Source organism: Aromatoleum evansii (assembly GCF_012910805.1).
Classification (GTDB): Bacteria; Pseudomonadota; Gammaproteobacteria; order Burkholderiales; family Rhodocyclaceae; genus Aromatoleum; species Aromatoleum evansii.
In genome coordinates this window covers 1-451 of sequence record NZ_WTVK01000223.1, presented here as the reverse complement: position 1 = coordinate 451, position 451 = coordinate 1, and the positions used below count along the sequence as shown (strand labels likewise).

Genomic DNA, 451 nt, shown 5'->3' with positions numbered 1-451 from the left:
TCGTCGGGCAGAACCTCGAGCCTGTCGCCGTCGAGCTGACGTACGGCATGGAGCGCATCCTCATGGCGCTTCAGGGCGTCACGCACTTCAAGGACATGGCGTACGCCGAGGGCATCAGCTACGGCGAGGTGTTCGCGCAGAACGAGTACGAGATGTCGCGCTACTACCTCGACGACGCCGACGTCGACGCGGCCCGCGCGTTCTTCAAGGAGTACACCGACGAGGCTCAGCGCCTCATCGACGCGCGCCTGCCGGTGCCGGCGTGGACGTACGTGCTCAAGAGCTCGCACGCGTTCAACATCCTCGACAGCCGCGGCGCCGTCTCCACGACGGAGCGTGCGCGCTCGTTCTCCCTCATGCGCCGCCTCGCTCGCGAGACCGGTGCACTGTGGAGCGAGCGTCGCGCCGAACTCGGTCACCCGCTGCTCAAGGGCGACGCGGCGACCTCACG

Annotated in this window: 1 protein-coding gene; it reads left to right on the top strand. The window is 67.8% G+C overall.

Annotated elements, in window-relative coordinates; translation table 11 throughout:
* On the top strand, nucleotides 1-451 hold a 451-nt coding region (locus GO615_RS29925), incomplete at both ends, for a glycine--tRNA ligase subunit alpha (RefSeq protein WP_169133090.1).